Origin of the sequence: Fulvivirga aurantia (assembly GCF_009711475.1) — a bacterium.
GTDB classification, from domain to species: Bacteria; Bacteroidota; Bacteroidia; order Cytophagales; family Cyclobacteriaceae; genus Fulvivirga; species Fulvivirga aurantia.
Map to the genome: position 1 here is coordinate 1 of NZ_SMMD01000652.1, position 5,219 is coordinate 5,219.

The window sequence follows — 5,219 nt, forward strand, 5'->3', positions numbered from 1 at the left end:
TAGTTTTCATATTTTTTGGCTTGCAAGTAGTCTCTCTCGTGAGGTTTCTGGAAAAAGGGAACGATGAGATTCTGGACTTTATAGACTCTATAAAGCATGATGATATTTCTTTTACCTACAAGACCAACTCCAAAAACGAAGATGTAAATAAGCTAAACAAGGAGTTAAATGAGGCTTTAAAGAAGCTGAAAGATACCCGAAAAGAGAAAGAAGCTGATTTTCAATACCTGAAAAACATTGTGCAGCATGTTGGAATTGGCCTAATCACCTTTAACAGAGAAGGCAAAATTCAGATCATGAATACGGCTGCCAAAAAACTGCTTAAAGTAAACCAGGCCATCATGATTGACGATCTGCTTGAGGTTGACCCAAACATGGTTGATATTTTTAAGCGATTACGCACTGGTGGTAGAGACCTTATTCGTTTAGAAATTGGTGGCGATATTGTGCAGCTTGCTGTCTATGCCATTGAGCTTACATTACGAGGTGAAGAATTTAAGTTGGTCTCTATCCAGAACATACAAAACGAATTGGAAGAGAAGGAAATGGAAGCATGGCAGAACCTCGTGCGAGTGCTCACGCACGAAATCATGAATTCTGTTACGCCTATTTCATCTTTGGCAAACACAGTAGAAGATGAACTGCAACTGCAGCTAGCCAATGACCAGGAAGTAAATGCCATGAGTAATGAAGAAGTCGAAGACATTCACCTTGCCATTCAAACTATAAAAAAGCGAAGCCAGGGACTTATTAGGTTTGTTCAGGATTTTAGAAACCTTACCCACATCCCTAAACCAAAAATCAAGGAAATTGAGGTAAGCTGCCTTATCAATGAGTTACTGACCCTGCTGAAAAATGAAATCGAGTCAAATGGTATTCAGCTAAAGGTGCATATCGATCCGGAAAACCTCACAATAAATGCAGATAAAGAGCTGATCGAACAGGTTTTGATCAACCTTATCAAAAATGCGATCCAGGCTTTTGATGAACAAACTAATAAACTGGTAGAGGTAAAGGCTTATATTGATGAAAAGAGTAGGCCTGTAATTTCTATAAAAGACAATGGCAGTGGTATAGACGAAGAGGCCCTTGAAAAAATATTTATCCCATTTTTTACTACCAAAAAAACCGGCTCCGGTATTGGTTTAAGCCTTTCCAGACAAATCATGAGGCAACATCAGGGTGTATTAGGTGTAAAATCGAAGGTAGACGAAGGCACTGAGTTCTTTTTAAGGTTTTAGTTAATCGCATTATTTTATAGTTTTACCAATTAGCTATAAGAAAATACCCAATGGACATTCAAAATAAGATCACTCAGATACTTGTAGATAAACTAGGCATCGCAGAAACAGAAGTAACCGCTGATGCAAATTTCGTAAAAGACCTTGGAATTGACTCTCTTGATTATGCCGAGCTCGTTATGGAGTTTGAGCAAACTTTTGATATACGTATTCCCGATGAAGATGCCGAACAACTGCAGACCATTAACCAGGCGGTAAATTACATCGGCAACAAGATGAATAGTAAGGCAAAGTAGCTAATAGCACTGATCTTTTGTATTGGAATTGACCTTACCTATACGTTGGATGTTAATTCGCTTTATCTTTTATACACCTACAATAGGCATATCGCACTTCATTTGCGTTCATGTAAGTCGGTTCAATATTAAATGAATCATTTTTGACTCTGTAAACATGTAATCCGATTACTTTCTTACCATTGTATTTGGCATAATTTGGGTTTGGATTATTCCAAATGGTATCAGAACTTGTTAGCCAGATTTCCATTTGATCTTTGGAAGTAAACACATCATGATCCTCATTCCGCATGTGAATGCCACCTAGCTTGATGTTTAATTTTACCAAAACATCATTACCTACCAATTTACCCCCTAGCTTATTTGGTATGCCATTTAGATTACTAAGAAGAACCTTAATATCATTGAGCCCTGGCAATCGCCAACCATCAGGGCATGCATAAGAGGCTTGCGACCTACTCATTAACTTCCCATACAAATCACAATTCTTCTCATTGTGATCATAACATATACCCGCTATATTTTCCGAACTAATATGATGGCCCATCCAAACTTGATTTCCGATTTTTATTTCATCTGTTCTCTCAAATGTTCCTGTAGCTACGACTGATAGCATGAGAAGAAATAAGGTAATTGTGCGGATAATATTCTTCATTATAAATTGATCAATTTTTCCAATTAACTACTTTTCCTCTGTCGATAACACGTCCGGACTTCAAGAGCTGTGTAAGGATTAATATCTCTTTGGAATCAACTTTAAAACCGGAAACAAGTACATCGAGCAGGGCTTGTTGCATATCATCAACCTGATTTGGTTGCCACAGGTCGGGTAAATACAGATGAGCTAATATTTTGTACTGCCCACCGTATTGACGATAAGCCGGTAGCAAACTAATCGTTACTTCATTAGGGTCTACTCCGATCTTAGTAGCAAAAGTATTGGCCAGATATTCTTCAACAGGTTTATCTACGTCTGATATAATACAGTGGACTATAGGCATGATGAATTATAGATTTGTAAAACTTAATACTACAGGCTGAGCCACAGCCACCCTCAATAGCTATCATCTCTCAATTTTTATTTTTTGTGTAATGTATCCATTATGCACTTGCTTGTCAATTTCTGCGTCACCGGTTAGAGAAATCTGTTTACCATTTTCATAGAATTTTACCTCCCAGATATCATCATCCATAGAGGCGAAGCTCACCAACAATCTTGCCTCGTCTGACAGTAAGGTATTATCAAGCAACTTTTCATATTCCCGATATGAGCCCATTGACCACACATTGGCCACCCAACCAAATCTTTTAAAGAAAGCTTCGAGTGAGGCTACGCCTTCGGGATGTGGTTCTGACCATACTGTAGAATCCCTGAAGACCCAGTCAAATTCTTTTACACTTGTCATCAGAGTATCTCCAGAGCCAACATAGGCTACCTGACCCAAAGCGGCCGATGCGTGAAAAACTTTTAAACCATCATGACGCAGTATGTATGCATTCATGATAGTACCGGAATTAGATCGTACAGCTAAATACGTGTGAACATCATTTTGCTTTACTATATAGTGTGGGTGTTTCAACTGATATTTGAATTCGCTTGTGTCTCTGATCTCGCCATAAGTGATACTACCATCAATTTTATAGGCTATCAATGTATCGAAGCTTCTCCTATTTGATTGACCTAAGCAGTAGTCACCTAAAAAAACCAGTAATACCAAGCAAAATAAGATAGTTACTCTCATAGCTCTTAATTCTCAATTGGGGAACTGTGAGTAGCTATAGCTTGTGTTTTTCCGTTTCTTTTTTGATACACATCGGTAAAACGCAGATGAAAGGTAGCTGTGTCTTGATCTATTAACAGGTTAATAGCCTCTCTCCCTCGTATAATTGCAATGTCTTCGTAGTAATCTATAGAAAAGTCAGTGAAATTGATTGATAAGAATGTGTAGCCGGCTGTAGCAAGTTCATTAATCATTCCGTGCTTATCTACTGATGTACCGTCTACATTTCCAGAATATTGATAACTGTCGTCAAGTACTTCACGAAATAAGACTGTGTCCCGCTGTTGATATGCCAATTCCCACTTTTTCATAAGCTCCTTTACATCGTTTTCTGTGATGTGTGTGGACTTTTCAAGCTCCATGCTTGAGTGACTGCAACCGAATAGTGCCAGAACAAAGGTGAGATAAATACTGTACTTCATAGATTATGAATTAGTTAAGTCAAAATTAATATCTCAACAAAATACGGATGAAGACTGCATTTAAATAAGGTAAAAAAGACTTTGAGGTTAATTCTAATTATTATTTACCCGATAATTATTAAAATGAGTCATGCAATAATATCGTTGCATTTAAAAAATGAGTTAGTAAGGCTAAAGGCCAATTATAATTTTTTATTGACTCGTTTTTGAGTGCGAAAAGAAGAGGGAGTCATTCCGGTAAACTTAGAAAATGCTTTGTTAAAAGTGACCTTATTATTGAATCCTGATTCAATAGCAATAGCTTCCACCTTGTAGTGCCCAAAATCATCACTATGGAGTAATTTCTTAGCGTGATCAATTCTATGCTTATTAAGATAGTCGTTGAAGCTTTCATTCACTTCCTCAGAAAGTGTTTGTGAAATACTATGTGGCTTTTCGCTAATTAAATCACTCAATTTTACGATAGTGAGATCGCGTCTAAGAAATAACTGATTATCACGTATTTCACCTTCGATTTTTCCCTTAATCCTTCTCATATCTTGCTTTGATAGCGATGAGCTGAGGTATTTTTTAGTGATTTTCGTTAAAAAGTCAGGTTCTGTGTAGAGCAAAAACGCCATTACCAATATGCTAGAACAGGAAAAGAGATAATAGTAAGCAAACTGCCTCCAATCAACAGCATATTCCGTGAGCCAGGAAACAAAAACTGCTGCCAAAAAATAAATGGCACAGAGAATTAATGAATACAATCTCTTCTTACCATTTAAATTTCGATAATTCCGTCCAATAGTGGCTATTATCAGCAATCCGTAAACGAGTATATGTATTGCCCTGGCGTAGTTGTAAGGCATAATTCTGCTGTTAAAATTCTCGCTTACGTATTGAATGCGATCCATGGCTGGCATAAACCAAATATCTACGATTGCAAAAAACATGAGAACTGCTGGTATAAAGTGTAGTAAATCGCTCCACTTGAATTGGTCATCATGTAAGACAACTTTAAAATGAAGCCAAAGGATAGGGCCATACAAAAAGCCCATCACAAAATATCCTTTTAAAGAGAGGCTTGGATAAATAAAAACGATTTGGCTAGTCCAGTACAAAAAATAGACAAGCTCATAGGCCAATAACAAAGTAAATGCTGAAAGCATTAAATACGCTTTGCCAGATTTCTTAAAGAACAATCCCCCAGATACGAAAACGGCCAGGAAGGCGTAACACAAAAGCAGATATCTAACAATCTCCATTTTTCAAGATTATTCTTTTTCTAAAATAAAACAACCCCCTATTTGCCCGTGTATACAGGCAATCACCATGAGGATAGTTTTCATTGAAAATCTAAAATCTTATTTGAACTGGGGTTGTTAAAAAAAGAGCACAAAAAAAAGCCCTGCAGATGCAGGGCTTTCTTGTGACCTCCGCAGGATTCAAACCTGCAACCTCTTGAGCCGTAATCAAGTGCTCTATTCAGTTGAGCTA

Annotated in this window: 7 protein-coding genes and 1 tRNA gene; 2 read left to right on the forward strand and 6 right to left on the reverse strand. The window is 37.4% G+C overall.

Features of this window, described 5'->3' with window-relative positions; translation table 11 throughout:
* Positions 1-1,241 (forward strand): sensor histidine kinase (locus E1176_RS06540; RefSeq protein WP_155209802.1); only part of this gene is annotated, 1,241 nt, incomplete at its 5' end.
* Between the two features lie 50 nt (positions 1,242-1,291).
* Positions 1,292-1,537: an acyl carrier protein gene (locus tag E1176_RS06545; RefSeq protein ID WP_155209803.1), complete on the forward strand. Its 246-nt coding sequence runs from the start codon at positions 1,292-1,294 to the stop codon at positions 1,535-1,537.
* Between the two features lie 52 nt (positions 1,538-1,589).
* Here E1176_RS06545 and E1176_RS06550 read toward each other — a convergent pair whose 3' ends face one another.
* The 6 genes from E1176_RS06550 to E1176_RS06575 form a co-directional block, all read right to left on the reverse strand.
* Positions 1,590-2,192, reverse strand: a complete 603-nt coding sequence (locus E1176_RS06550; protein WP_155209804.1) for an FISUMP domain-containing protein — start codon at positions 2,190-2,192, stop codon at positions 1,590-1,592.
* Between the two features lie 10 nt (positions 2,193-2,202).
* Complete coding sequence (locus E1176_RS06555) at positions 2,203-2,538, reverse strand: hypothetical protein (RefSeq protein ID WP_155209805.1); 336 nt, start codon at positions 2,536-2,538, stop codon at positions 2,203-2,205.
* 63 nt (positions 2,539-2,601) lie between these two features.
* Positions 2,602-3,279, reverse strand: a complete 678-nt coding sequence (locus tag E1176_RS06560; RefSeq protein WP_222933104.1) for a hypothetical protein — start codon at positions 3,277-3,279, stop codon at positions 2,602-2,604.
* A gap of 5 nt (positions 3,280-3,284) precedes the next feature.
* Positions 3,285-3,740: a nuclear transport factor 2 family protein gene (locus E1176_RS06565; RefSeq protein WP_155209807.1), complete on the reverse strand. Its 456-nt coding sequence runs from the start codon at positions 3,738-3,740 to the stop codon at positions 3,285-3,287.
* Positions 3,741-3,922: 182 nt separating this feature from the next.
* The gene (locus E1176_RS06570; protein ID WP_246205952.1) at positions 3,923-4,675 is read right to left on the reverse strand and encodes a helix-turn-helix domain-containing protein; all 753 of its coding nucleotides are present in this window, start codon (positions 4,673-4,675) and stop codon (positions 3,923-3,925) included.
* 484 nt (positions 4,676-5,159) lie between these two features.
* Positions 5,160-5,219 (reverse strand) — tRNA-Arg (locus E1176_RS06575).